We start from the raw sequence: 24754 nt of genomic DNA, 5'->3' as shown, positions 1-24754 counted from the left end.
GTCTCCGCGCACGACGCGCACGCTTTTGTTAGCCTGGCGTCGTTCGGGACCGCTCCCAGCGGTCTCGGGAGAGCGGGGTCATGGGCGACACGGAGGCGCGACGTGCTGCTGATTCGCGCCCTCTGACCGCTCCGGATGCGCGCGCGGTTCTCGACGGTGTGAGCGATCTCCGCGCCGCGGGCCTCTCGATCGCTCCTCACGTCCTCGCCCGCGTCCACGACAGGATCGGTATTTCCCGCGACGTCGTGCGCTCGGTCGTGCAGGCGCTGAGCGAGAGTCAGCGCCATGGATTGCGTGCCCTTCCCGTCCCGCTGCCGGTGTCGACGACGGACGTCGGAATCGGCGGGCGCATCCTGCTCTCGGATGCCGAGCGCGCGGCGCTCATCGTCGTGACCCTCGGCACGACCGATCGGGTCGATGCGCTGCTCGCGATCACCGGGCTCTCCGCCGCCGACCTGTCCGTCGGGGCATTGGATGCGCACCTGGACGTGAACGCCGGTCACGTGTCGATGCGCGACCCGGCGTTCGCGGAATGGATCGAGGGCTCCATCTCGCCGGTGGAAAGCGCGTGGGCGCATCGGAAGCTGAGGGAATTCCATGCGCACGAGGGCGATGCGGCACGAGCCGCCTGGCACGCCGCCCGTGGCGCGACGGCACGGATGCCCGAGGTCGTCCCATTGCTCCTGCCCACGGCTCGCCGGCTCGCGGATGGCGGTCAGTCCCTGGCCGCGTTCCACGTCGCGATCGAGGTGTTCGATCACGCGGACGGCGCCGAGGCGGACGAAGCGCGCCAGGTCGCCGGAAGCGCGGCGCTGTGCGCTGGACTGCTGGCGGATGCCGTGGCCTGGCTCGGGAGTCTGTTCCCGAACGGCTCCGCCGCTCAGCGGGCACGGGCACTCGCACCGCTTGTGATCGCCGAGACGACGCTCCGCGGCGCGGTGCCCATCGCGGACCCGTCTGCACACCGTCCGGACGACGAGGACGGCGCGAGCACCTGGGACGGATGGGCCCACGCGGCGGGCATGGCGGCCATGCTGTCGGCCGAGCGCGGCGCAGACGCTGCGATGCGGATGTGGCTGTCCGAAGTCCGCGATGCGGATGCCAGGGCGGGCGCTGACGGCACGATCCGCGGACCCTCCGTGGCGCTGTGCTGGCTACTCAGCGGCGACGAATCGGACGCGGCGCTCGAGCACGAGACGCTCTCCTACGGCATCGTCGCCGCGGTTCGTCTTGCCCTCGGCGGCGAGATCGACCGGGCGCTCGAGATCCTGGCGCGGCATGAGGCCGGGATCGACGGCGAGCCCGACCCGTTTCTCCACGGACTCGAGCGGACACCGCTCGCCGCCGCATACCGGTGCGTGATCGAGGTGCTGCTGCGGCTGTGGCAGGGCGACGTCGCGGCGGCGCGTGCTCGCCTGCACGAGGCGATGATCCGCTACCCGATCGGATTGCCGTTCGCCGGGCTCGGCGTCGTGCTGGCGCGTCGCCTCGACGTCGCTGTGCAGGGCGAGGTCGGCCCTGCGGTGAGAAGTCTCACGGAGGCGCTGCCCACCGGCATCCGTCCTGACCTGCTCGTCGACCGTGCGCTGGAGGCCTACCTCGCGGGTGCCGTCCAGGATGCCGGAGTGCAGCTGCGTCTGTGGCACGACCGCGGAGGTCCGGGTCCCGTGCTGGCCGTCCCCGGTCTCGAGGAGCTCGGCCCCTACACGTCTATGGACGCGGTAGAACCTCCGGACCGCATGCTCGCACTGGAGCTGTACCGCCGGATCCGGACGGCGGCGCAGGGCGCGTGGCAGCGCGAGTACCCGGACATCGCGGAGCGGGCACGATCCGTGCGATCGCCGTTCGAGCGCGGCCGCGTCGAGGCGCTGCTCGGCACGACCTGCGTGATCCGTGGTGATCGTGCAGCCGGTCGACGTCACCTGCATTCCGCGCGCAGTCTGTTCGACGACGCGGGAGCCGATGCCTGGCGGGACAGCATCGCGCGCCGGCTCGGTCGACTCGGCGAGCAGATCGAGCGTCTCGCCGGCCTCGACACGGTGCCGATCCCCGTGACGATCATCGACCCGTTGGATGCGTGTCGGGCGGCATGGGCTCCGCTGCTGACCGAGCGCGAACTCCAGGTCGCCATGATGGTCGTCGACGGTGCGACCAACCGCGAGATCGCCGATGATCTCGGACTGTCCGTCCGCACGGTCGAGGTGCATCTCGGCCGGGTCTTCGTGAAGCTGGACGTGCGCAGCAGGGTCGAACTGACCGTGCTGGCGCATCGCACCGGTCAGCACATCTGAGACGTTCAGGCCGGAAGCATCAGCAGGTCGCCTGCGACTTCGGCGAGGCCGTCGACGATCAACGAGTCGATCGCACGGTCGCGCTGGGCGCTGTCCGGCCAGTCGGGGATCACGGCATCCAGCGGCACGCCGACGGGCTGCGCCTGCCGCAGCGTCCTGAGCACTGCGCCTCTGGCCTGGCGGTCGGAGCCCTCGTATCTCGCCTGCCGTCGCCGGGCGTCCTCGCCGGGTGGCCGGCCAAGGGCGAACCACCGGCAGGCGTCTCGAATCGGACACTGCTCGCACTTCGGGGCGCGTGCGGTGCACACGACCGCGCCCAGTTCCATCATGGCGGCGTTGAACAGCGCCGACTCGGCATCGTCCGCGGGCAGCATCCGCTGCATCGTCGCGAGCTCGCGTCGGCCGGGCGGACCAGGCTGCGCCGTGCCGTCGATGACCCGAGCGAGGACGCGGCGCGTGTTGGTGTCGACGACGGGATGGCGGTCGCCGTACGCGAAGACGGCGACCGCCCTCGCTGTGTAGTCGCCGATGCCCGGCAGTGCGAGCAGCCGATCGACATCACGCGGCACGACCCCGCCGTGCTGCTCGGCGACGGCGATCGCCGCGCCGTGCAACCAGAGCGCGCGGCGCGGATATCCAAGATTCGCCCACTGGGTCACGACCTCCGCCGGCGAGGCCGCAGCCATCGCGGTCGGCGTCGGCCAGCGCTGCAGCCACGCGTCCAGATGCGGGATGACGCGGGCGACCGGGGTCTGCTGCAGCATGAATTCGCTCACGAGCGTTCCCCACGCGGCGTATTCGCGATGGAATTCCGACCGCCGCCACGGCAGGTCCCGTGCATCCGATCGATACCAGTCCGAGACCTTCGCGAGGTCGGGCAGGGGTGTCGATGACGCGGGCACCTGGTTAGCCTAGACGGATCAACCAGCTCGTTCACGGGGGAGAGCAGGGAGATCCGATATGAGAGTCCGCATCGCTGCCGTCATGCTGCTGAGCGCGACACTGCTCACGGCGTGCGCCACGCCGGCGAACGGTCCTGAGCAGACGCCGACATCGTCCGAGCCGGCGCCGTCCGAGAGCGCCTCACCGAGCCCGAGCGCTTCCGGACCGGACGAGCCGGATCCGGATGATCCCTCCAGCTGGCTCGTCAGCGCAGAGGGCATCGGGCCGGTCCTGATCGGCGGCGACTTCGACGCCACGCTGGCCGACCTGCCCACCACATGGACGAGCGACGGTGCGGCGTGCCCGTGGGCGGCGTTCTGGAACGCACCGGACACGTCGTTCAGCATGCACTTCGTCCGCGGCGCCGAGGATCAGAGCGAGCCGATCTCCGATATCTCGGCATCCACGATGGCCGACTCCGTCTCAGGTCCCGTTGGGCCTGAGACCGCGGACGGCCTCGGCGTGGGGGCCACCAGGGACGAGATCCTGGCGGTCTACCCGGACGCGGAAGAGGGCAGCGCGAGCATCGACGGAGAGTGGATCCGGGTGCCCTCGGAATCCGACGGGCAGATCTTCTTCCAGTTCCTCACCGGCGCCGATCGGGCCTGGGCCGTCACCGTCACCACACGGGACGAACCGTCGTACGAGGTGTGCGGCTGAGACACGGCTTAGGCTGGGGGAATGGTCTCTCCCGGCATCCTGCTCGTAGACAAGCCGGGCGGCATCACCAGTCATGACGTCGTCGCGCGCACGCGGCGGGCGTTCGGCACCCGCAAAGTCGGGCACGCGGGCACGCTCGATCCGATGGCGACCGGTCTGCTCGTCATCGGGATCGAGGGGGCGACGCGGCTGCTGACCTACATCGTCGGCGCCGACAAGACCTACACCGCGACGATCCGGCTCGGACAGGCGACCACGACCGACGACGCCGAGGGCGAGATCATCGCGTCGGCGGATGCCGCGGCCATCGACGCCGTCTCGGACGAGCGGATCTCCGTCGGCGTCGCGGGGCTCACCGGAGCCATCTCGCAGGTGCCGAGTGCGGTGTCCGCGATCAAGGTCGACGGGCGCCGCGCCTACGAGCGCGTCAGGGCGGGGGAGACCGTCGAGCTCAAGGCGCGCGAGGTCACCGTCTCGCGGTTCGCCGTGCTCCAGCGGCGCGACGAGGCCGGCGTGGTCGACCTCGATGTCGTCGTGGACTGCTCCTCGGGGACCTACATCAGGGCGCTGGCGCGCGATCTCGGCGCCGGACTCGGTGTCGGCGGGCATCTGACCGCCCTGCGGCGGACGCGGATCGGCCCGTTCGACGTCGCGGACGCCGTCGCGACGGATGACCTCGTGGGCGCGGTGACGATCGCCCCGGCCGACGCGGCCGCACGCGTGCTCGCGCGCCTGGACATCACCGCCGAGGAGGCGCGCGACCTGCGGCACGGGAAGCGGCTCGCCGGTCAGGCATCCCGCGTCGATACGTTTCCCGCCGCGGCCATCGACCCGGACGGCGCGCTCGTCGGCATCGTCGAACGCCGCGGGGCAGACCTCAAGAGCGCGATGAACATGCCGGAGGAAGCACGATGATCCTGTGGTTCACGATCCTGCAGATCGCGGTGGCCGTCGCGGCCGGACTGTTCTGCCTCGGCGCCGGCTTCATCGGACGCCGGCCGAGCGATTTCACGGTCGGGAGTCTGGCGATCGTCGAACTGCTGCTGATCGTGCAGGTCGTGATCGCGATCGTGGCGCCGTTCGTCGGCAACCCGCCCACGGGCGACCTGCTGGAGTTCTGGGTCTATCTCGTCGCCGCGGTCCTGCTGCCGGTCGGCGGGGTGATCTGGGCGCTCATGGAGCGCAGCCGGTGGAGCACCGTCATCCTGGGCGTCGTCGCACTGGCCGTCGCCGTCATGGCATGGCGCATGCAGGTCATCTGGACGGTGCAGGTCGCGTGACGCACGCGCCTAAACTGGAAGGCGCTATGAGCACCACCGCCACCCCCACCAGGATGACCGGCATCGGCCGTGTCCTCGTGATCGTCTATGCCGTGATGGCGCTGGCCGCCACCGGTCGCAGCTTCGTCCAGATCGTGCAGCGCTTCGACGAGGCGCCTCTGAGCTACGCGCTCTCGGCTGTCGCGGCGGTCGTGTACATCCTCGCGACCCTGGCGCTCGTGCTCTCCAACCGGCGGGGCTGGTACGCCGTCGCGTGGGTCGCGATCGTGTTCGAACTCGCCGGCGTGCTGATCGTGGGGACACTGAGCCTGCTCTATCCCGAGCTCTTCCAGCACGAGACGGTCTGGTCGTTGTACGGCCGCGGCTACCTGTTCATCCCGCTCGTGCTGCCCGTGTTCGGACTCTGGTGGCTGCGTGCGCATCGTCCGTCCGAGGTCGGGGCATGATCGTCTTCCGCGACCCCGCGGACGTGCCGGCGGACTTCGGCCCGTCCGTCGTCGCGATCGGCAAGTTCGACGGAGTGCACACCGGGCATCGTGCCGTCATCGCTCGCCTGCTCGAGGATGCCGCGGCCGCCGGAGCGCGTTCGGTCGCCGTGACCTTCGACCGCAATCCGCTCGCCGTGCTGCGCCCGGAGCGCTGCCCGGACAGTGTCGTGAGCACCGAGCGAAAGCTCGAACTCCTCGGCGAACTCGATCTCGATGCCACGCTCGTGCTGCGCTTCGACGAGGAGCTGGCGAGCCTCGAGGCCGCCGATTTTGTCCGGAAGATCCTGGTGGACGCGCTGACGGTGCGGACCGTGCTCGTCGGACGCGACTTCCGGTTCGGTCGCGGTGGGGCGGGTACGCCGGAACTGCTGCGCGAACTCGGCCCCGTGTACGGCTTCACGGTCGACGTCGTCGACGACGTCTACGTTGAGGGCTCCGAGCGCCGGGTCTCATCCAGCTGGATCCGGGAGCTGCTCGCCGAGGGCGCGGTCGATCAGGCCGCAGAACTCCTCGGGCGGACCCCTGATGTGCGCGGCGAGGTCGTGCACGGCCTCAAGCGCGGACGCGAACTCGGGTTCCCCACGGCCAACCTGTCCGACGTCGTCGACGCGCTCGTTCCAGCGGACGGCATCTACGCAGGATGGCTGATCGATCACGACACCGGCATCCGGCATCCGGCCGCAGTGTCGGTCGGAACCAACCCGACGTTCGACGACGTGCCGCGCCGCCAGGTCGAGGCGCACGTGCTCGATGAGACGACCCTGGATCTCTACGGACACGACGTGACCGTGCAGTTCACGCATCGGCTGCGCGGCATGGTCGCGTTCGAGGGCATCGAGAAGCTCAAGGCGCAGATCGGTGCCGATGTGGATGCTGCGCGCGAACTGCTGGCTGTGGACGGCAACGCGGCGCAGTAGCATCGCTGCATGGGACGGACGGGTCTGATCGGCGGTGTCGGCATCGGCATCCTGATCGTCGCGCTCGTCGGCTGCGCCCCCGAGGCGGTGCCGTCGGCATCGCCGATGCCGAGCCCTTCCACGTCCGCCTCCGGCGAGCCGACGCCTGCTCCGGAACCGAGCGAGGCCGTCTCGCTGCCGGAGTCCTGCGACCAGGTGTTCAGCCCGGCGCTGCGCGAGAAGTTCGAGGGCGCCGGGCTGCCGCTCAACGATCCGACCCTCACCATGCCGTCCACCGAGCTCGCCGGTGCTGTCGAAGTGCTCGCCGCGCTCGACAACCTGCGCTGCACCTGGGGAGTCGCCTCCGAGGTCGGCATCGCCACGACTCTGGCGATGGTCGACACGCAGCACACGACCGATCTGCAGGAGGCGTTCACGACGCAGGGGCTGGAGTGCGAAGAGGTCGACGGCGCCACCAGGTGCACGATCCGGGTCTCGTTCGACGACGAGGGCGGCGGCGGGGGAGCAGGCGGCGAGATCCATCTGCTGCGCGACGGAGTCTGGGTGGCGACGAAGTGGCTCAACGCGGACATGACCGGCTATCTGGACGACATCGAGGCCACGCTCTGGCCGTGACCAAGGCGAGTCGACGCGCCGTTGCGGAAGCATCTGTGCTCGCGGCGCCCGCGATGGCGTAAAATGGCCCTGGCTCCGCAGCGCGTTCGATGTGACGAACGACGGGGAGCCGGGTATCACCCCGTCCGCACGGTCCTGGCTGGCGCCACACGCGGACATCGAGAACGGCTCGGAGGCCGTCTGCGGCACTCCGGCGATTCACGCTCAGGAGGAGCATGCCGACTACGGCAACCGCCGCTACGCGGCGCAGGAAGACGTCCCGTCGAGACGACGAGGCCCCGCTGATCCCGATCCTCGCGCGCAAGGTCCGCGAGGTGGAGGCGAAGGCGCAGCGCGGAAAGCTCGGCCCGACCAACCGGGTCAAGTTCCAGGTGATCGCTTTCCTCGTGCGCGAGGAGCGCGCGCGGGTGAAGGCGGATGCCGAGATCGCCGATTCCGCTCGCGCGGAGCTGCTCAAGCGCCTGGACGGCGTGGCGACGATCCTCGCCAAGACGGCAGCACGAGACACTTCGCTGATCCAGCTGCTCGAAGTGGACTCGGCGACGAGTCCGGTCGCGAAGCGCATGCGCAGGGACTGGCTGCTCGAATCGGGTGCGGAGCTCGCCCCGGAGGAGCTCATCATCACCGACATCGCGCCCGTCGCGCAGGCGCCGGTGGTGTCCGCGGCCGCGGCGGAGCGTCAGGTGACGCCTCCGTCGGTCGAGGCGCGTCAGCTCGCGAATCCCTTCCTCGCACCGGACCTGACCCCTCGTCAGTCCTCGACTCCGCGGCGTCGCCTGGACGGCTGGGAGCTGATGGGCCCGCTCTACAAGGCGTTCGAGACCGGCGCCGGAGGGGCGTCGGCCACGATGGATCTGCCGCCGACGCCCGAGTTCGACCACGTGTCCCCGAAGGGACTCGAGGTCATGGTGCACCAGTCGCGCTTCCTCGAAGCGGTCAAGGCCGGACACCGCAGCTTCCTGCTCGCAGATGAGCCGGGTCTCGGCAAGACCGCGCAGTCGGTGCTGGCGGCATCCGTGGCCGGCGCGTACCCGCTGCTGGTCGTCGTGCCGAACGTCGTGAAGATGAACTGGGCGCGCGAGGTGGAGCGCTGGACGCCGCAGCGTCGCGCGACGGTCATCCAGGGTGACGGCACCGACATCGACGCGTTCGCCGACGTCTTCATCGTGAACTACGAGATCCTCGACCGTCATCTGTCCTGGCTCGGCTCGATCGGGCTGCGCGGCATGGTGGTGGACGAGGCGCACTTCATCAAGAACCTCACCTCGCAGCGGTCGCAGAACGTGCTGGCGCTGGCGTCGCGCGTTCGTGCGCAGACGCCGGGCGGCAATCCGCTCATGCTGGCTCTGACCGGAACGCCGCTGATCAACGACGTCGAGGACTTCGACGCGATCTGGCGCTTCCTCGGCTGGACGACGGGGGACAAGCCGGGTTCCGAGCTGATGGAGAAGCTCGACGCGACGGGCCTCACCCCGGCGGACAAGGCCTTCTACGCCGAGGCGCGCGATGCCGTCATCTCGATGGGCATCGTCCGGCGCAAGAAGAAGGACGTCGCCGCCGACCTGCCAGACAAGCTCATCGCCGATCTGCCCGTGCAGCTGGATGACGAATACGGTCGCAGCATCCGGCAGGCTGAGCGGGAACTGGGCGAGCGGTTGGCGGCGAAGTACCGCCGGATCATCCAGTCGCGAGGTGACCGCGGCGATCAGCGTTCCCTGAGCCTGTCGAGGGGCGAGATCGACGAGGACATCGTCCGGTTGGTCGCCACCGGCGAACTCGAGGAGTCCAAGGCCGCGGGCACCGGCGGGGACAACGTCTTCACGATGGTGCGCAAGATCGGTCAGGCGAAGGCGCAGCTCGCAGCGGATTACGCGGCGCAGCTGCAGCGTTCGGTGGGCAAGGTGGTCTTCTTCGCGAAGCACATCGACGTGATGGATCAGGCAGAGGCGCATTTCGCCGCATCCGGCATCCGCTACGTCTCGATCCGCGGCGACCAGACGACGCCGGCGCGCCAGCAGGCCATCGACGACTTCAACGACGACGAGGGCGTCGGCATCGCCGTCTGCTCGCTCACCGCGGCCGGGGTCGGCCTCAATCTGCAGGCCGCGTCGAACGTGGTGCTCGCCGAGCTCAGCTGGACGGCGGCCGAGCAGACGCAGGCGATCGACCGCGTGCACCGCATCGGGCAGGACGAGCCGGTCACCGCGTGGCGCATCATCGCAGCGCACACGATCGACACGAAGATCGCCGAACTCATCGACCAGAAGCAGGGTCTCGCGGCCCGCGCGCTGGATGGCGAGGCCGTGGCGGAGACGGCGAGCGAATCGGTTCAGCTCGCGGCCCTCATGCATCTGCTGAGGCAGGCGCTGGGCGGCGAGTAGGTCGCAAGAACAGCGTTTCTTGAGAGGCATTGCGGTCGCTCTGACCGTGATGTCGGGAAGATCGTCGAGTTTGTGTTCAAGAAGCCGCAAGAACCGCGGTTTTCGTCGGCTCGAATGGCGCCAGAGGTGCGATCGGCACTAGTGTCGATCGCAGGCAGCGTCGCCTCGTCCCCCCTCTCCCACCCGAACGAGTGAAGGCAGCAGCATGAAGATCGGCATCCTCACATCAGGCGGCGACTGCCCCGGCCTCAACGCGGTCATCCGCGGCATCGTGCTCAAGGGCACGACCGCTTACGACCTCGAATTCGTCGGCATCCGAGACGGGTGGCGCGGCGTCGTCGAGGGTGATTTCATGCCACTCACCCGCCATGAGGTGAAGGGCCTGTCCAAGGTCGGCGGAACGATCCTCGGGACCAGCCGCACCAACCCGTACGAGGGGGAGCGCGGCGGTGCGGAGAACATCGCCAAGACGCTCTACGGACACAAGATCGACGGCATCATCGCCATCGGCGGCGAAGGGACGCTCGCGGCGGCCGACCGGCTCGCCAAGGACGGCATCAAGGTCATCGGCGTGCCGAAGACCATCGACAACGACCTCCAGGCGACCGACTACTCGTTCGGTTTCGACACCGCGTTGAACATCGCGACCGACGCCATGGACCGATTGCGGACCACCGGCGACTCGCACCAGCGCTGCATGGTGGCCGAGGTCATGGGTCGGCATGTCGGGTGGATCGCGCTGCACGCGGGAATGGCCGCCGGGGCGCACGTCATCTGCATCCCCGAGGTCCCGATGTCGATCGAGGAGATCACCGAACTGGTGACCAGTGCCCACGACCGTGGACGTGCGCCTCTGGTCGTCGTCTCCGAGGGCTTCAAGCTCAAGGGCATGGATGAGGCCTTCAGCGACAAGGGCCTCGATGCGTTCAACCGTCCGCGCCTCGGTGGGATCGGCGACCAGCTGGCGCCCGAGATCGAGCGCATCACCGGGATCGAGACGCGCGCGACCATTCTCGGGCACATCCAGCGCGGCGGTTCGCCCTCCGCGTTCGACCGCGTGCTGGCTACGCGACTCGGGCTTCACGCCGCTGATGCGATCGTCGACGGCGCGTGGGGCCAGATGGTCGCCATGCAGGGCACCGACATCGTGCGGGTGCCGTTCGCGGATGCCCTCGGCGAGCTGAACACGGTGCCGCGCTACCGCTACGACGAGGCCGCAGCGCTCTTCGGCTGATCCGATCGGGGTCCAGCCCCGATGCGCTCGTCACACGTCGGGCGGGTTCGCTGCTGCGAACCTCACCTCACCCGTGACCGACCGCCGTAGCGACGAGCCGCAGGCGCGCAGCGCGATCTACTCGGCGAGCCCCAGCACGTCCAGCATCCAGGCGAGTTCGAACGCTCGCTCCCGCCAGGAGTTGTACCGGCCGCTGACACCGCCGTGGCCTGCGACCATCTCGCACTTCATGAGTACGTCCGCGGCCCCGGCCTCACGGAGCCTCGCGACCCACTTCGCGGGTTCCACGTAGGCCACGCGCGAGTCGTTGAGCGACGTCATCGCAAGGATCCGGGGATAGCGCACCCCTTCGCGCACGTTCTCATAGGGCGAGTACGACTTCATGTACGCGTACACCTCGGCGTCGTGCAGCGGGTCGCCCCACTCATCCCACTCGATGACCGTGAGCGGCAGCGAGGGGTCGAGGATCGTCGTCAGCGCATCGACGAACGGCACGGCGGCCAGGACTCCGCCGAACAGCTCCGGAGCCAGGTTCGCCACGGCACCCATGAGCAGCCCGCCGGCGCTGCCGCCCTCGGCGACGAGGCGATCGGGCGTCGTCACTCCGGCCGTCACGAGATGCTCGGCGCACGCGACGAAGTCCGTGAACGTGTTCCGCTTGTGCAGCAGCTTGCCGTCCTCGTACCACTGGCGACCCATCTCACCGCCGCCGCGCACGTGCGCGACCGCGAAGATCACGCCGCGGTCCAGTTCGCTCAGTCGCGCGACCGAGAAGCCGGGGTCGATCGAGTGCTCGTACGACCCGTAGCCGTACAGATGCATCGGGCGAGGAGCGTCGCCCGGTGCTCCGAAGGATCGCTTCCACACCAGCGAGATCGGCACCTTCGTGCCGTCGGATGCCGTGGCCCACGCCCGCTCCTGCCCGTACTCGGCAGGATCGTACCCGCCGAGCACCGGCTGCTGCTTGCGCAGCACGAACTGACGGGTGCGCAGGTCGAGGTCGTACACCGTGCCCGGTGTGACGAAGGATCCGTAACCGAGGCGCAGGAACGGCGAATGCCATTCCGGGTTGCCGCTCACTCCCGCTGAGTACAGCGGTTCGTCGAAGTGCAGTTCGTCCACGGCATCCGTGGCGTAGTCGAGCAGACCGACCCGCTCGATCCCGTCGCGGCGGTACTCGACGGTGGCGAAGTCGCGGAATGCATCCATGCCGAGAAGGCGCCGTCCCGGCTCGTGCGCGATGACGACGCGCTTCTCGCCCTGCGGGTCCGACGCCGCGACCGAGACGAGCTCGAAATCGAGCGCCTGGTCGTTGTGGAGGATGAGCAGGCGGTCGTCGCCGTCGACGACGGCGTGATCGATCGAGTACTCGACGCCCTCGCTCCGCGGCCAGATCAGGCGAGGCTCCGCGGTGAGATCTCCGGACAGATCGACGAGGTACTCCTCGCTGGTGATGCTGGAGCCGACGCCGATCACGAGATACTTCCGACTGCGGGTGATGCCCGCACCGAGCCAGAACTTCTCGTCCGGCTCGTGGAAGAGCTGCACGTCGTCGTCGACCGGAGTGCCGAGGCGGTGCAGCCACAGGGTGTCTGGCCGCCACGCGTCGTCGCGCGTCGTGTACAGGATGCCGGTGCCATCCGGCGTGAAGAACGCGCCCGAGGTGTTCGGGATCTCGTCAGCGAGCAGCTCGCCGTTCGCCAGATCGCGCACATGCACGGTGTACAGCTCATCACCGGCGAAATCGGTCGACCACAGGAGCTTCGTCGCGTCGTCCGAAGTGTCGAACGCGCCGAGCGCGAAGAACTCGCGGCCCTCTGCCTCGCGGTTGCCGTCGAGGAGGATCTCCTCCCCGGGCACGGGAACGCCGGGTGCGAGGACCGGGGGAGTCCAATCGTCCGGTACCGCAGCCGCTCGGCAGTGGATGCCGTACTGAGCGCCTTCTTCGGTGCGGCTGTAGTACCACCACTCACCACGGCGGGTCGGCACCGAGAGGTCGGTCTCCTGGACGCGGCCCTTGATCTCCTGGAAGATCCGCTCGCGCAGCTCGTCCAGATGCGACGTCGCCTCATCGGTGTACGCGTTCTCCGCCTCGAGGTGCGCGATCACCTCGGCGGAGTCCTTGTCGCGGAGCCACTCGTACGGATCGTCGAACACGTCGCCGTGATGAGTGCGGACATGGGAACGGCGGGCGGTTGCGGGGGCGTCGGTCACGATTCCACGTTAGTCGAGCCCGAGTTGACCGGCGTCGAGGAGGGTGGGAGGATTCTCAGGGGCCGGTAAACGGAAGTAAAACCCACGGTGAACTCTTCGTTCACCACGTCGATCACGTCGACACCTCCCTCTTCCCGAACGACCGAAAGCGAACGGTGGAAACCGCAGCCCTCATCGTCGTGCTGGTGATCCTGCTGGCACTCTTCTTCGACTTCACGAACGGCTTCCACGACACCGCGAACGCGATGGCGACGCCCATCGCGACCGGTGCTCTCAAGCCCAAGACCGCCGTGCTCCTGGCCGCGGTGCTCAACCTCGTCGGCGCCTTCCTGTCCACGGAGGTGTCCAAGACGATCTCCGGTGGCATCATCAGGGAAGACGCGATCCTGGACTCCGGGGCCGAACTCTTCCTCGCACTGATCTTCGCCGGACTCATCGGCGCCATCACCTGGAACATGCTCACCTGGCTGCTCGGCCTGCCATCGAGTTCGTCGCACGCCCTGTTCGGCGGACTGATCGGCGCGACCCTCGTCGGCGCCGGCCTCGGCGCGATCGATTTCGGGATGGTGCTGTCCAAGATCGTGCTCCCCGCGCTGATCGCGCCCGTGACGGCCGGCATCATCGCGTTCATCGCGACGAAGATCGCCTACGCGATCACGCGGCGCTACGACAACAAGCCGGACGGCCGCGACGGCTTCCGCTGGGGCCAGATCTTCACCTCATCGCTCGTCGCGCTCGCACACGGCACCAACGACGCGCAGAAGACGATGGGTGTCATCACGCTCGCGCTGATCACGATCGGCTGGCAGTCCAGTGAGCATCACGAGCCCGAGTTCTGGGTGATCGTCGCGTGTGCACTCACGATCGCCCTCGGCACGTACCTGGGCGGATGGCGGATCATCCGCACCCTCGGCAAAGGCCTGACCGATGTGAAGCCGGCTCAGGGGTTCTCGGCCGAGAGCTCGACCGCGGCGACCATCCTCGCCTCCAGCGCCCTCGGCTTCGCGCTCTCGACGACCCAGGTCGCGTCCGGATCGGTGATCGGCTCGGGTCTCGGACGCCGCGGTTCGACGGTGCGCTGGCGGACCGCAGGACGCATCGCGATCGGCTGGCTGCTGACGCTGCCGGCGGCCGGTGCCGTCGGCGCACTCGCCGCCCTGCTCGTCGTGCTCCTTGGCCCGTGGGGCGTCGCGATCGACGCCGTGCTGGCGGTGCTGATCATCCTCGGACTCTTCCTCCGCTCCCGGCGCAACGCGGTCACCTCTGCCAACGCGATGAGCGATGTCGCCGAATCCGGCCACGCGGTCGAGCTTCCCGACTCGCCGCCGCCGACGCGCCGGCAGCAGCGCATCGAGCAGGCACGCGCCGAGGCCAAGGCGCGCCAGAAGGCCAAGGCGGAGGCGAAGGCCGAAGCGAAGACCAAGGCCAGCGCTCAGGCCGGCGCGAAAGCGAACAAGAAGAAGCAGCAGCAGTCCACGACGAAGGAGAAGAGCGAATGAGCGTCTCCATCGATTGGCTGGCCTTCCTCCAGGTGTTCGTCGCGGCTCTCGTCGGCGCGGCGGCGATCGTCACGTTCTACGCGCTGGGACTGCGCCTGCTGGTGCGCAGCGGGCACGCACCGGTCGTCAGCCCGGCCGAGTTCACGGACGCCATCACGGTGATCAGCGACAAGGAGCTCAAGCGCGCCGAGAAGCAGGCGGCCAAGGCGGCCAAGAAGAGTCCCCTCACCGAGGGGCAGAAGAAGTTCGCCCTCGTGGGTGCGTACGCGTGCTTCGCGATGTGCGCGGCGGCCGTCGTCGCCGGCATCCTGCTCATCGTCGTCGGTCACTGACCGCGCCGTAGGCTGGGGGCATGTCTGGCCCCCAGGTCTTCGGCGTCCATCAACCGGCGTCGCACACGATCATCCACGTCAGCGATCCGCACTTCCTCGCCGGCGGTGCGCATCTGGCGGAACGGTTCGACGTCGAGCGGACCTTCGGTCGCACGCTCGAGGCGATCCGCGCCGTCGACCCGTCGCCCTCGGCGATCGTGATCACGGGCGACCTGACCGACCTCGGCGAGCCGGATGCGTACCGGCGTCTGCGGGCTGCCGTCGAGCCGGTCGCGACAGAGCTCCACGCGCCCGTCGTCTGGGTGGCGGGGAACCACGACGAACGGCCGACGCTGCGCCGCGAGCTTCTGGATGCCGCAGCCACCGAGGAGCCTGTCACTGGCGTCTGGGATCTCGACGGTCTGCGTCTGATCGCTCTCGACACGTCTGTCCCCGGCTGGCATCACGGCGACCTCGACGAATCGCAGCTGGCGTGGCTCGAGGATCAGCTGCGCGTCCCCGCACCGCACGGGACGCTGCTCGCGATGCATCATCCGCCGCTGCCGAGCCATGTCCCGCTGTTCGACATCCTCGAGCTGCGCCACCAGGACGATCTCGCCGCTGTCATCCGCGGTACGGATGTCCGCGGCATCCTCGCGGGGCACCTGCACTACTCGGCGCACGGCACGTTCGCGGGCGTCCCGGTGAGCGTGGCATCCGCGACCTGCTACACGATGAACGTGGCGAAGCCTGCGCCCGACGTGAACGGCATGGATGCGGCGCAGTCGTTCCAGCTCGTGCACCTGTACGACGACACCATCACGCACACTGTCGTCCCCGTGACGGATGCCGAGACGGCCGACACCTTCTCCGCGGGGTGGCTGGAGCGGATGGCGCAGCTGTCACCGGCGGAGCGGCTGGAGGCGTTCTCGCGCAAGCCGGGATGGACCAGCGCCGCGGTCTAGACTGGGAGCATCCCCCGCCTCCCACTCAGCCACGACCCACGAGGATGTGACACATGGCCGCCGATGCGCCTGCCCTGACCCGTACCGAGACCGATTCGCTCGGCAGCATGGAAATCCCTGCGGATGCCTATTGGGGCATCCACACGGCCCGTGCCGATGCGAACTTCCCGATCAGCAAGCGGCCGATCTCGGTGTATCCGGACCTGATCCGCGCTCTCGCGATGGTGAAGCAGGCGAGCGCGCGCGCCAACAAGGAGATCGGCGTCCTCGATGCCGAACGGGCCGACCTCATCGATGCCGCCGCGCAGCGCGTGATCGACGGCGAGTTCCACGATCAGTTCACGGTCGGCGTGATCCAGGGCGGCGCGGGGACGTCGACCAACATGAACGCGAACGAGGTCATCACCAACATCGCGCTCGAGATGGCCGGCCACGCGAAGGGCGACTACGCGTACCTGTCTCCGATCGACCACACCAACCGCAGCCAGTCCACGAACGACGTGTACCCGACCGCGATCAAAGTCGGTCTCTCCCTGACTCTGCGCTCGCTGCTGGACGAACTGGACCTGCTGCGCCGCTCGTTCCTGGCGAAGGCGGGGGAGTTCCATGCGATCCTCAAGGTCGGACGGACTCAGCTGCAGGATGCCGTGCCGATGACGCTCGGTCAGGAATTCCACGGCTTCGCGACGACGCTGGGCGAGGACCACAGCCGGCTGACCGAGAACGCATCGCTGATGTTCGAGGTCAACATGGGGGCGACCGCGATCGGTACGGGGATCACGACGCATCCCGATTACGCCCCAGCGGTGATCAAGCACCTGCGCGCGATCACGGAATTGGATCTGTCGACCGCGACCGACCTGGTCGAATCCACCAGCGACACCGGCGCGTTCATGTCCTTCTCGTCGTCGCTCAAGCGCAACGCCATCAAGCTGTCCAAGATCTGCAACGACCTCCGTCTGCTGTCCTCCGGTCCGCAGGCCGGTTTCGGCGAGATCAACCTCCCCGCCAAGCAGGCCGGCTCGAGCATCATGCCCGGCAAGGTCAACCCGGTGATCCCCGAGGTCGTGAACCAGGTCGCGTTCTCCGTCGTCGGCGCCGACGCGACGGTCACGATGGCCGTCGAGGGCGGGCAGCTGCAGCTCAACGCGTTCGAGCCGGTCATCGCCCACTCGATCTTCCAGTCCATCACCTGGATGCGCCAGGCGATGTGGACCCTCCGGGTCAACTGCGTCGACGGGATCACCGCCAACACCGACCGCCTGGGCGCGATGGTGGGAGCATCGGTCGGCGTGATCACGGCGCTCACGCCGTTCATCGGCTACGCAGCCGCGGCGGCTCTCGCCAAGACGGCGCTGCTCACGAACCGCAACGTGGCCGACCTCGTCGTCGAGGCCGAGCTGATGACCCGCGACGAGGTCACCAAGCAGCTCTCGCCGGCGCGGCTGTCCGGCCTCGAGGCCGTCACGCAGGCGATCCCGATCGTCAAGGGATGACCACGGGAGTGCGCGCTCAGTCGTAGATGCGGCAGTGGGTGGTCAGCTCGCCGATGCCGTCGATCCCGACCGTGACCGTCGAGCGATCGCGGAGGAAGATCTGCGGATCGCGCGAGTAGCCGGCCCCTCCGGGGCTGCCGGTCGAGATCAGGGTGCCGGGGAGCAGCGTGATCGACTGGGACAGATGGGCGACGAGTTTCGCCACCGATCGCACCATCTGTCCCGTCGACGCATCCTGTACGGTGCGTCCGTCGACGATGGTCCAGATGTGCAGATCCTGCGGATCCGCGATCTCGTCCGCGGTGACGACGACGGGGCCGGTCGGAGTGAAGCCGTCGAACGACTTGCACCGGGACCACTGCGCCTCGGCGAACTGGATGTCGCGTGCCGTGATGTCGTTGACGACGGTGTAGCCCCAGACGTGGGAGAGCGCGTCCTCGACGGAGACATCCTTGGCGGGCCGGCCCATGATGACGCCCAGCTCCGCCTCGTAGTCGACGGACTCGCTGAGCGAGCGCGGCCAGCCGGTGGTGTGCTCATGCCCGGTGAGCGAGTTCGGCCACAGGGTGAAGACAGTCGGCGCGGTGTCGGTCTTGAGCCCGAGTTCGCTGGAGTGCGCGGCGTAGTTCAGCCCGACGGCGAGCACGACGGGAGGGGAGACGACCGCCGAGGCCCAGCCGAAGTCGGAGAGCGGATGCCGGGGTGCCGTGCCCTTCGCCAGCGCGGCGCGCACAGCATCCAGTGCTTCGTCACCTGCGTCGATGAGATGCTGCAGCGTCGCTGGCGGCGCATCGAGGAGATCGGAGACGAGGATCGCGTCCGTGCCGTCGACGACCGCGAGCGCGGCGTCGGGCGAGTCGGAACGCACCAGATGGGCGAATCGCATGCGTCTACGGTACCGGCACGACTGCCGGACCCGGGTGAAGGTGCCTCTAGGCTCTAGCTATGACTTCCGGAGGATCCGACCAGCCTCAGCAGCCGTACACGCCGCCCCCGCCGCGGCCGCAGTACGCGCCTCCCCCTCCGCAGCCCGCGCAGCCGCAGCCGCTCCACGCACCGACGCAGTATGCGCCGCCGCCGCAGCCGCCGCAGTACGCGCAGCAGCCCCAGCAGCAGCCGCAGTACACGCCCCAGCCTCAGCAGCAGCCGCAGTACACGCCCCAGCCCCAGCAGCAGCCGCAGTACGCGCCTCCGCAGCAGGCGCAGTACACCCCCGCGCAGTTCGCGCGCCCGGTGTACGCCTCCGCCCTGGCTCAACCGGCGCGCTACGCACCGCCCGCCGCCCCAGCCGCCCCATCGCCGGCACCGGCCATCCCGCAGCTTCCGGTGCCGGTGCGAAAGGGCCGCACGGTGTCGATCTGGCTGTTCGGAGTGCTCGGCTTCGTCCTGATCGCCCTGGCCGGTTACTTCGTCTGGGCGCTGGGTTCCGTGGCGTCGATGATCGGTCTCGTGCTGGCGCTGATTCCGCTGGCGATCGTCTTCCTCGGCGTGCGGCTCATCGACCGCTGGGAGCCGGAGCCGAAGCGCATCGTGTTCTTCGCGATCGCGTGGGGTGCGATCGCCGCGGTCGGGCTCACGCTGCTCGTCGACATCGGCGTGACCGTGATGTTCCCCTTCCGGGACGAGAACACTGCGGCGGTGCTGCAGGCGCCCATCGTGGAGGAGCTGTTCAAGGGACTCGGCGTCTTCCTCATCTACCTCATGGCGCGGCGCACGTTCGACGGCCCCGTGGACGGGATCGTCTACGGTGCCCTCGTCGGGGCCGGTTTCGCGTTCACCGAGAACATCCAGTACTTCGCCATCAGTCTGATCGAGGGCGGCGGGGAGCAGCTCACCGTGACGTTCGTCCTGCGCGGACTCATGTCGCCGTTCGCGCACGCCATGTTCACCGCCTTGACCGGCTTCGCCATCGGCCTCGCGGCGCGACGCGGTGCCTCGGTCGGCGGTGTCCTCGGGGCCGGCGCGCTCGGCATGCTCGGCGCGATGCTGCTGCACGGATTCTGGAACGGCTCGGCGACGTTCGCGAACTTCTTCCTGCTGTACGTGACGCTGCAGGTGCCGCTGTTCGTCGGGTTCATCTTCGGCATCGTCGCACTCAAGCGGGAGGAGGCGCGATTGACGAGGGAGCGCCTGTCCGAGTACGCGGTCGCCGGCTGGTTCACGCCGCAAGAGGTCGATATGCTCGCGACACCGGCCGGGCGCAAGACCGGCCTCGCCTGGGCCGCCACGCTGCGGGGGGATCGGCGTCCGATCATGCGCGGGTTCATCAAGGACGCCACGGCGCTCGCCGCCGTCCGCCAGCGTGCGATCGCCGGACGGGACGTCCATGCCGCCGAGGACGAGCGTGCGCTCCTGATGCGCACGCGAGCCGCGCGGGCTGCGCTGCTCGCGTACTGATCGAATCAGGTACTTGACACCGGTCCGGGCCGGGTGCACCCTGGTCTCAGATCAACTCAGCGCCCGGGAGTCATGCAGGCATCGCCGCAGCACCGGGCGCTGAGTCTGTCCAGGGGTGCATTGCTGGTGCTGTTCGCTCTGGGCACGTCCTGTCGCGTTGACCCTCGATCGGCCCTCCGGTTGTATGGAGGGCATGACTGAACGCACGAAGCCAGAGTTCGACGCACCCACCGGTCCCGCTCCCGTGGAGCTCGTGGTCCGAGACATCATCGAAGGCGACGGCGCCGAAGCCAAGCCCGGCGACACCGTGACCGTGCACTACGCGGGCGTCGAATTCGACTCCGGCGAGGAGTTCGACTCCTCCTGGGGGCGCGGCGAGACGATCCAGTTCCCGTTGCGGGGCCTGATCCAGGGCTGGCAGGACGGCATTCCCGGTATGAAGGTCGGCGGACGACGCGAGCTCGTCATCCCGCCGCAGCTCGCATACGGCCCGGCCGGCGCCGGCCACTTCCTCTCCGGCAAGACACTGATCTTCATCATCGATCTGGTCGCCGTCGGCTGATCAGGGATCCGAAGGCCTCCGCCCATCAGGGCGGGGGCCTTCGCCTTGTCGCCGATTGTTCGGAATACATTCATGCGCATACGAGTTACCCTGTATCGAACGCCGCGAACGCGGCCCGACTTTCTCGAGGAGATCACATGACCACCATCGACGTTCCCGGCTATCGCGCAGGCACCTGGGTGCTGGACCCCGCGCACAGCGAGGTCACCTTCAGTGTCCGCCACATGATGATCTCGAAGGTCCGCGGGACCTTCGGTGTGAAGAGCGCGACGCTCGTGGCTCCCGAGAACCCGCTCGACGCCACGGTCACCGCGAGCGTCGACGTCACCTCGGTCGACACCAAGGACGAGGGCCGCGACGCGCACCTGCGCTCCGGCGACTTCTTCGACGTCGAGAACCACCCGACCATGGAGTTCGTCTCCACGGGCGCTCGTGTCGAGAAGGGCGATTTCCTCGTCGACGGCGACCTGACGATCCGCGGCACCACGAAGCCGGTGACCTTTGCCCTCGACTTCGGCGGCTTCGGCGTCGACCCGTGGGGCAACTACAAGGCCGGCGCGTCGGCGACCACGACGATCAACCGGGAGGACTTCGGCCTCACCTGGAACGCCGCGCTCGAGACCGGCGGTGTGCTCGTCGGCAAGGACATCACGATCAACCTCGACCTGCAGGGGTCCCTCCAGCAGGACTGAGTGCGGTTCTCGAGAACCCCGGACCCGTCAGGGTTCGGGGTTCTCCGCGTCGTAGGCGGCGAATCGGGGATGCCGTCGAGCCAGCAGCGCGACGAGCACGATCACGATCAGCCCGCCGAGCAGCGGCGGACACCACAGCGCGGTCAGGGTGGCGAGCGTTCCGGCATACAGAGCGCCGACCCGCGGACCACCCGCGACCACGACGATGAAGATCCCCTGCAGACGCCCGCGGATGCCGTCTGGGACCGACGCCTGCATCATCGTGTTCCGATAGATCGAGCTGATGTTATCGGCGGCTCCCGATGCGGCGAGGGCCGTGCAGGCCAGCGCGATGAGCGCGAGATGAGGCTCCGCCTCGGTTGCGCCAGGCAGCGCGGTGCCTGCCAGCAGCACCAGGCCGAACGCGAGGATCGCGGCGCCGTAGGCGCGGATCGCGCGCTGGATGCCGCGTCCGTGCCAGCGGTAGCGCACGACGCGTCCCGAGAACAGGCTCGACAGGAACGTGCCGGCGGCGACGGCCGCCGTGAGTGCACCGGTGGTCACCGCGCCGCCGCCCAGCAGCACGGTGCCGAGAGCGGGGAAGAGTGCCAGTGGCTGGCCGAATGTCATCGCGATGATGTCGAGCAGGTACTGCATCCGTATGTTGCCCGCGCGTTTGAGGAAGCGCCAGCCGTCCACCAGCGATTCCAGGCCGGGTCGGACGATGGGTCCTTCGGGCCGAAGCGCCGGAAGGGTCCAGAGTCCGAGGAACATGGCGAGCATGAGGACGACATCGAGCGTGTAGGTCCAGCCGTAGCCGGTCGTCGCCACGAGGATGCCGGCGAGCGCCGGACCCACCATCACCATGAGCCCCAGTGTGATGCCGTTCAGCGCGGAGGCGGCCGCGAGCAGATCGCGGGGGAGCAGGCGCGGCACGATGGCCGTGCGCGTCGCCATCCCCACCGAGTTCGCCGCGGAGATGACGATGCTCAGCGCGTACAGCCACCAGATGGTCTCGAGGTGCGACCACGTGAGAGCGGCCAGCGCGGCAGTGGATGCGAACGTGACGACGGCGGCGACCAGCGCGACGGTCCGGCGATCGAACGCATCCGCCAGCATCCCGCCGTACAGGCCGGCGAGGATCATCGGCGCCAGTCCGGCGAAAGCCACCATGGATACGGCGAAGGTGCTGCCCGTCAGATCGAAGACGTGCAGCATCACGGTGACGATCGTCAGCTGCCCGCCGAGTCCCGCGAGCGTGGACCCGATCCACATCCGGGTGAAGGCTCCGCTGGCCCGGAACGGGCGAAGATCGATCAGAGCGGAGGGCACCTCACGAGGCTATCGGCCTCGGGCGTCTCAGGTGCCGCCGCGGGCTGGTAGACTCTTCAGGTTGCCGTTCGATCGGCCGCGGATAAAGAGAGCCCACGCATCAGGCGTCGGGCGCCGCGCAACAAGCAGAGAGGGGATCGAATCTATGGCACTGGAAGCAGACGTCAAGAAGGCGATCATCGAAGAGTACGCGACGCACCCCGGTGACACCGGATCCCCCGAGGTGCAGGTCGCGATGCTGACGCAGCGCATCAAGGACCTCACCGAGCACCTCAAGGAGCACAAGCACGACCACCACTCGCGTCGTGGCCTGTTCCTGCTCGTCGGTCAGCGCCGTCGCCTGCTGGGTTACCTGCAGGACATCGACATCAACCGTTACCGCTCGTTGATCGAGCGTCTCGGCCTCCGTCGATAACGCACCGCGTTCCAGCGTTCAATCGCGCAGAACATTCTTGAGAAGGCCTCCCCGCCGGTGCGGGGAGGCCTTCATCGTGTGCGGGGTGATCAGGCTGCCGCGTCGAGCAGCGCGACGATCCTGTCGTAGCCGGCGCGGGCGGCGAGCTCGCGCGGAGTCGCCCCGTCGCCGTCCGGAAGCGTCGGGTCGGCGCCGGCCTCCAGCAGCAGGCGGATCGTCTCGACGTGCTCGGCGTAGCCGTTTCCGAGGACGATCGCCTCGTGGATGGCCGTCCACCCCAGGTCGTTCACGTGATCGAGCGGAACACCGGCCTCGATGAGGATGCGAACGGTCGACACGTGCGCGTGCTCGCTGGCGGGGATGAGGGCCGTCCCGCCGAACCGGTTGGTACTCGTCACGTCTGCGCCGTGCTCCAGCGTGGCGATGAGGATCTCGTCGAGCCCTTCGGCGCCGGCGTACAGGAAGGCGGAGTCCCGGATGCTGTCCTTCGCGTTCGGGTCAGCGCCGGCGTCGAGCAGCGCGAGCGCAGCATCCGTCCGTCCCGCTTTCGTGGCCGTGATCAGCGGCGTGGCGCCTCCGGCGTCGCGCGCCTCGATGTCGGCCCCGTCGTCGACGGCCTGTCGAATCGCCGTCGTGTCGTCGCTCTCGACGGCGCGCCGGAGAGCGTCGGTCGCAGTGTCGGACGCCTCCGCCGGCGGGGGATCGCTCGGTGCGCACGCGGCTGCCGTGAGCGCGGTGAGCGCGACCACAGCCGTGAGAACAGCGGCCATGTTCACGCGTCGACGTCGGCGGGGGATTCGGAGAGAGACGGGCATCGGTCGCCTTTCGCGTTCGGGTAGGCCAGATTCGCAGATGAGGGGTGCACTGCGCATCATCCGATCGGCTGGACCTTCGCGGTTCGACGGGCGCCTGGACCGTCTCCGACGACAGCGACGGCGCCCACCGCCCGCTCAGGGGGCAGTGGGCGCCGTCGTCGTCTCAGACGCGCGCTTCGACGAGATCCGCGTGGTGGATCGCGGCGACGTCCGGGTGGGCGCGCAGCCGCGACTTGAGGGCGTTCTCGCCGTACAGGCTGTGGATCGGGTTGCCCGGATCCTGGGTGACGCCGCGGGCCTGAGCGGCGAGTTCCGCGGGCAGTTCGATGATCGGCAGGGTTCTGTCCAGGGCGGGGTTGAAGAAGAACGGCACCGAGATGCGCTCATCGGGCGCCTGGGGTGAGATGACCCGGTGGTTGGTGGCCTTGAGGTAACCATCGGTGGCGTACTCCAGCAGCTCGCCGATGTTCACCACGAACGCGCCGTCGACAGGGGGAGCCGCGACCCACTCGCCGTCGCGCTCGACCTGGAGGCCGCCCTTTCCCGGCTCCACCCAGAGCAGGGTCAGGACGCCGGAGTCCTTGTGCGCGCCGACGCCCTGCTGAGGCTCGGGCTCATCTGTTCCCGGGTAGCGGACGATCTTGATCAGCGTGGACGGTTCGCCGAAGTTCGACTCGAAGTAGTCCTCTTCGGCGCCGAGCGCCAGAGCCCATGCCCGCAAGAGCTTCCGGGCGACATCGCTGAGCTTCGCGTGCCACTCGAGGACGACATCCCGCAGCTCGGGCTGAGCGGCCGGCCACAGGTTCGGGCCGATCAGACGGTTGAACGCGGGACCACCGGAGACCGTCTCGCGCTCAGGTCCGATGTCGATCTGCTCGCGCCAATCCACCTCGCCCTGGGTCCGCTCGCCGCCGACGCGGGTGTATCCGCGGAAGTGCGGGCTGTTGATGTTCTCGATCGCGAGCTTGTCCTCGACGGGCAGAGCGAAGAAGTCCCGCGCCGCCCGGTGGAGGCGCTCGGTCAGTTCGGGCGGAACACCGGTGCCCGTGAGATAGAAGAACCCCACGTCGTGAGTCGCCGCGCGCAGATCGTCACGGAACTGCGCAGCTGCTTCGGGTCCGGCATCGAGGCGGGACAGATCGAGGATCGGAAGGTTCAGGTCGGCCATGACCCGAGGCTAGGTCGAGGACGGGATGCCGCGCGAACAGTGTTGCGCCGCGTTACCGGAGGTGGGCGTGCGGAGATCGACGCGCGACGTGCTAATTTACT

General features: G+C 68.7%; 23 protein-coding genes. 17 read left to right on the top strand and 6 right to left on the bottom strand.

Annotated features, from left to right (window positions below; all coding sequences use genetic code 11):
• Positions 1-80: 80 nt before the first annotated feature.
• On the top strand, positions 81-2291 hold the full coding sequence (locus M2317_RS01520) for a LuxR C-terminal-related transcriptional regulator (protein ID WP_429456647.1): 2211 nt from the start codon (positions 81-83) through the stop codon (positions 2289-2291).
• A gap of 5 nt (positions 2292-2296) precedes the next feature.
• Here the strand turns inward: M2317_RS01520 and M2317_RS01515 are convergent, their stop codons facing one another.
• A complete protein-coding gene (locus tag M2317_RS01515) occupies positions 2297-3172 on the bottom strand; it encodes an A/G-specific adenine glycosylase (protein ID WP_429457635.1) in 876 nt (291 codons plus the stop codon).
• Between the two features lie 79 nt (positions 3173-3251).
• On the opposite strand from M2317_RS01515, the gene M2317_RS01510 reads away from it, so the two are divergent.
• From M2317_RS01510 to M2317_RS01475, 8 genes are all read left to right on the top strand, one after another.
• Positions 3252-3893 carry a hypothetical protein gene (locus M2317_RS01510; protein WP_429456645.1) on the top strand — a complete coding sequence of 214 codons (642 nt, stop codon included), beginning with the start codon at positions 3252-3254 and terminating at the stop codon, positions 3891-3893.
• A 21-nt stretch (positions 3894-3914) separates the two neighbouring features.
• Positions 3915-4808 (top strand): tRNA pseudouridine(55) synthase TruB, encoded by an 894-nt coding sequence (gene truB, locus M2317_RS01505; protein ID WP_429456644.1) that lies wholly within the window; start codon positions 3915-3917, stop codon positions 4806-4808.
• A complete protein-coding gene (locus M2317_RS01500) occupies positions 4805-5173 on the top strand; it encodes a hypothetical protein (RefSeq protein ID WP_429456642.1) in 369 nt (122 codons plus the stop codon). The genes truB and M2317_RS01500 overlap by 4 nt, the downstream gene beginning before the upstream one ends.
• Positions 5174-5199: 26 nt before the next feature.
• Positions 5200-5619, top strand: a complete 420-nt coding sequence (locus M2317_RS01495) for a hypothetical protein (RefSeq protein WP_429456640.1) — start codon at positions 5200-5202, stop codon at positions 5617-5619.
• Entirely contained in the window at positions 5616-6578 is a 963-nt protein-coding gene (locus tag M2317_RS01490) for a bifunctional riboflavin kinase/FAD synthetase (protein WP_429456638.1), read from the top strand. The genes M2317_RS01495 and M2317_RS01490 overlap by 4 nt, the downstream gene beginning before the upstream one ends.
• 9 nt (positions 6579-6587) lie before the next feature.
• Complete coding sequence (locus M2317_RS01485) at positions 6588-7193, top strand: hypothetical protein (protein ID WP_429456636.1); 606 nt, start codon at positions 6588-6590, stop codon at positions 7191-7193.
• A 215-nt stretch (positions 7194-7408) separates the two neighbouring features.
• The gene (locus M2317_RS01480) at positions 7409-9574 is read left to right on the top strand and encodes a DEAD/DEAH box helicase (RefSeq protein ID WP_429456634.1); all 2166 of its coding nucleotides are present in this window, start codon (positions 7409-7411) and stop codon (positions 9572-9574) included.
• 205 nt (positions 9575-9779) lie between these two features.
• Positions 9780-10808 (top strand): 6-phosphofructokinase, encoded by a 1029-nt coding sequence (locus M2317_RS01475; RefSeq protein ID WP_429456632.1) that lies wholly within the window; start codon positions 9780-9782, stop codon positions 10806-10808.
• Between the two features lie 117 nt (positions 10809-10925).
• Here the strand turns inward: M2317_RS01475 and M2317_RS01470 are convergent, their stop codons facing one another.
• Positions 10926-13022 (bottom strand): S9 family peptidase, encoded by a 2097-nt coding sequence (locus M2317_RS01470; protein ID WP_429456630.1) that lies wholly within the window; start codon positions 13020-13022, stop codon positions 10926-10928.
• Between the two features lie 155 nt (positions 13023-13177).
• Between M2317_RS01470 and M2317_RS01465 the strand changes: the two genes are divergently transcribed.
• The 4 genes from M2317_RS01465 to M2317_RS01450 are packed head-to-tail and all read left to right on the top strand — an operon-like array spanning position 13178 to position 17293.
• Positions 13178-14521: an inorganic phosphate transporter gene (locus tag M2317_RS01465; RefSeq protein ID WP_429456628.1), complete on the top strand. Its 1344-nt coding sequence runs from the start codon at positions 13178-13180 to the stop codon at positions 14519-14521.
• A complete protein-coding gene (locus tag M2317_RS01460) occupies positions 14518-14853 on the top strand; it encodes a peptidase (RefSeq protein WP_429456626.1) in 336 nt (111 codons plus the stop codon). Before M2317_RS01465 ends, M2317_RS01460 begins: the two co-directional genes overlap by 4 nt.
• Before the next feature lie 20 nt (positions 14854-14873).
• Positions 14874-15797: a metallophosphoesterase gene (locus M2317_RS01455; protein WP_429456624.1), complete on the top strand. Its 924-nt coding sequence runs from the start codon at positions 14874-14876 to the stop codon at positions 15795-15797.
• A gap of 53 nt (positions 15798-15850) precedes the next feature.
• On the top strand, positions 15851-17293 hold the full coding sequence (locus M2317_RS01450; protein ID WP_429456622.1) for an aspartate ammonia-lyase: 1443 nt from the start codon (positions 15851-15853) through the stop codon (positions 17291-17293).
• 16 nt (positions 17294-17309) lie between these two features.
• Here the strand turns inward: M2317_RS01450 and M2317_RS01445 are convergent, their stop codons facing one another.
• A complete protein-coding gene (locus M2317_RS01445; protein WP_429456620.1) occupies positions 17310-18179 on the bottom strand; it encodes a fumarylacetoacetate hydrolase family protein in 870 nt (289 codons plus the stop codon).
• Positions 18180-18238: 59 nt separating this feature from the next.
• Between M2317_RS01445 and M2317_RS01440 the strand changes: the two genes are divergently transcribed.
• The 3 genes from M2317_RS01440 to M2317_RS01430 all read left to right on the top strand — a co-directional run bounded on the left by M2317_RS01440 (position 18239) and on the right by M2317_RS01430 (position 20944).
• Positions 18239-19690 carry a PrsW family intramembrane metalloprotease gene (locus M2317_RS01440; RefSeq protein WP_429456618.1) on the top strand — a complete coding sequence of 484 codons (1452 nt, stop codon included), beginning with the start codon at positions 18239-18241 and terminating at the stop codon, positions 19688-19690.
• 193 nt (positions 19691-19883) lie between these two features.
• Complete coding sequence (locus M2317_RS01435) at positions 19884-20252, top strand: FKBP-type peptidyl-prolyl cis-trans isomerase (RefSeq protein WP_429456616.1); 369 nt, start codon at positions 19884-19886, stop codon at positions 20250-20252.
• A gap of 137 nt (positions 20253-20389) precedes the next feature.
• Entirely contained in the window at positions 20390-20944 is a 555-nt protein-coding gene (locus M2317_RS01430) for a YceI family protein (RefSeq protein ID WP_429456614.1), read from the top strand.
• A gap of 27 nt (positions 20945-20971) precedes the next feature.
• Here M2317_RS01430 and M2317_RS01425 read toward each other — a convergent pair whose 3' ends face one another.
• On the bottom strand, positions 20972-22198 hold the full coding sequence (locus tag M2317_RS01425) for an MFS transporter (RefSeq protein ID WP_429457633.1): 1227 nt from the start codon (positions 22196-22198) through the stop codon (positions 20972-20974).
• 202 nt (positions 22199-22400) lie between these two features.
• Between M2317_RS01425 and rpsO the strand changes: the two genes are divergently transcribed.
• Positions 22401-22670, top strand: a complete 270-nt coding sequence (rpsO, locus tag M2317_RS01420; RefSeq protein WP_005048780.1) for a 30S ribosomal protein S15 — start codon at positions 22401-22403, stop codon at positions 22668-22670.
• Positions 22671-22759: 89 nt separating this feature from the next.
• On the opposite strand, the gene M2317_RS01415 is transcribed toward rpsO, so the two are convergent.
• Both M2317_RS01415 and M2317_RS01410 read right to left on the bottom strand, forming a co-directional pair.
• Positions 22760-23440 (bottom strand): ankyrin repeat domain-containing protein, encoded by a 681-nt coding sequence (locus tag M2317_RS01415; protein ID WP_429456611.1) that lies wholly within the window; start codon positions 23438-23440, stop codon positions 22760-22762.
• A 208-nt stretch (positions 23441-23648) separates the two neighbouring features.
• Complete coding sequence (locus M2317_RS01410; protein ID WP_429456609.1) at positions 23649-24653, bottom strand: isopenicillin N synthase family dioxygenase; 1005 nt, start codon at positions 24651-24653, stop codon at positions 23649-23651.
• Positions 24654-24754 lie beyond the last annotated feature (101 nt).

Origin of the sequence: Microbacterium sp. ZKA21 (genome assembly GCF_050434165.1) — a bacterium.
Lineage (GTDB): Bacteria > Actinomycetota > Actinomycetes > Actinomycetales > Microbacteriaceae > Microbacterium.
The sequence above is the reverse complement of the archived record's forward strand: the minus strand, read 5'-3'. Positions and strand labels throughout refer to the sequence as shown.